Origin of the sequence: Mesorhizobium sp. M0293 (genome assembly GCF_040321735.1) — a bacterium.
Classification (GTDB): domain Bacteria; phylum Pseudomonadota; class Alphaproteobacteria; order Rhizobiales; family Rhizobiaceae; genus Mesorhizobium.
In genome coordinates this window covers 1-1,752 of record NZ_JAMYSA010000261.1, presented here as the reverse complement: position 1 = coordinate 1,752, position 1,752 = coordinate 1, and the positions used below count along the sequence as shown (strand labels likewise).

Here is a 1,752-nt window from a genome sequence, read left to right as displayed (position 1 = left end):
TCAGGATGTTGATGACACCCTTGGGGAAACCAACTTCCTCGGCGAGCGCTCCCCAGGCGAGACCTGAATAAGGCGTCTGCGAGGCGGGCTTTACGACCGCGGTGCAGCCGGCGGCGAGCGCCGGGCCAAGCTTGCGGGCCAGCATCGAGGACGGGAAATTCCACGGCGTGATGGCGGCGATGACGCCGACCGGCTCCTTGGTCACCAGGATGCGGCGGTCCGCCCATGGCGAAGGCACGACGTCGCCATAGGTACGGCGGCCTTCCTCGGCGAACCACAGGATATAGGACGCGGCCGAACCGATCTCGCCTTTCGATTCGAACAGCGACTTGCCCTGCTCTATGGTCAGCAATTCGGCCAGCACGTCCTGATTGTCCATCATCGCGTCATGCAGCTTGCGCAGCAGCTTCGAGCGCTCGAGCGCGGTCGTCTTGCGCCACGACCTGAAGGCGGCATCGGCAGCCTCGATCGCGCGGCGGGTCTCGGCCTTGCCGGACTTCGGCACGGTGCCGATCTTGAGGCCGGTGGCCGGGTTGTTGACGTCGACCGTCTGGCCGCTGTCGGCCTGCACCCATTCGCCGTTGATGAGATTGGCCTGCCGCATGAAATGGCTGGTTTTCTGAAGCATGGTCTGGCCTCCGTTCGGATAAGACAATCAGGATCCTGTATGCTGGCTGCGGCTCGCGCCTTTGCCGAAGCGCCCTATTCGCGCGGCAGAACGACACCGCCGGCCGCGCTTCAGCTATGCGCGACGTCTCGCCGCGCCGCCGCGGCTTCAAGCCAACTGGCCAGTCCGAAGATGCTCCGCCGCGGTCTCATCAAGCGCCGCGCGAATGCCATCAACCATGTAATCGATCTCTTTAGGGGCGATGACGTAGGGCGGGCAGATTGCCAGCACGTCGCCCATGTTGCGGATCATGACTCCGTGCTCGCGGCACCGCCGCTCGACATCGGTGCCAATTCGCAGCTCCGGCGCAAAGGCGCGACGGGTGGCGCGATCCTCGACGATCTGGATCCCCGCTATAAAACCGCGGCCGCGGACCTCGCCGACCAGTGTATGGTCGTTGAGCGCGTCCGCGAGCGCTGCATGCAGATAATCGCCGAGACGGCGCGCCTGGCTCACGAGATCGATCTCGCGGTAGATCCTGATCGCCTCGGCGGCGACGGCGGCTGTCACCGGATGGCCGGAATAGGTGAAACCGTGGCCGAACACGCCGACCTTGTGGGCCTCATCGGCGACGCACTGGTAGACCTTGTCGGAGATAATGACGCCGCCAATGGGCAGATGACCGGATGAAAGCCCCTTGGCGACCGACAGCATGTCCGGTTCCATGCCAAAAGTCTGGCTGCCGAACCAGTTTCCGGTGCGTCCGAAGCCGCAGACCACTTCGTCGGACAGCATGAGGATGTCGTATTTGCGCAGCACCGCCTGAACCTTTGGAAAATAACCCTCCGGCGGTACCAGCACGCCGCCGGCGCCCATGACTGGCTCTGCGATCATCGCGGCAATCGTCTCTGGCCCCTCCGCCAGGATCAGGGCCTCGAGTTCCTGGGCCAGGCGCGTGGCGTAGTCATGCTCCGCCTCGCCCGGCAGACCGTCGAGATAGTGGAACGGCCGCGCGGCGAATATGACGGGAAGCGGCGGCAGGTTGAAGGACTTGTGCATGTGCGGCAGCCCACTCAGCGCCGCGCCCATGATCGTACTGCCGTGGAAGGCGCCAAACCTGCTGATGATCTTGCGTTTCTCCGGAC

At 64.4% G+C, this 1,752-nt stretch carries 2 protein-coding genes; both read right to left on the bottom strand.

What is annotated here, in order from left to right; genetic code table 11:
• Nucleotides 1-628 (bottom strand): aldehyde dehydrogenase family protein (locus NKJ06_RS35305; protein WP_352812546.1); only part of this gene is annotated, 628 nt, incomplete at its 3' end.
• 147 nt (nt 629-775) lie between these two features.
• A partial coding sequence (locus NKJ06_RS35300) for an aminotransferase class III-fold pyridoxal phosphate-dependent enzyme (RefSeq protein WP_352812544.1) occupies nt 776-1,752 on the bottom strand: 977 nt, incomplete at its 5' end.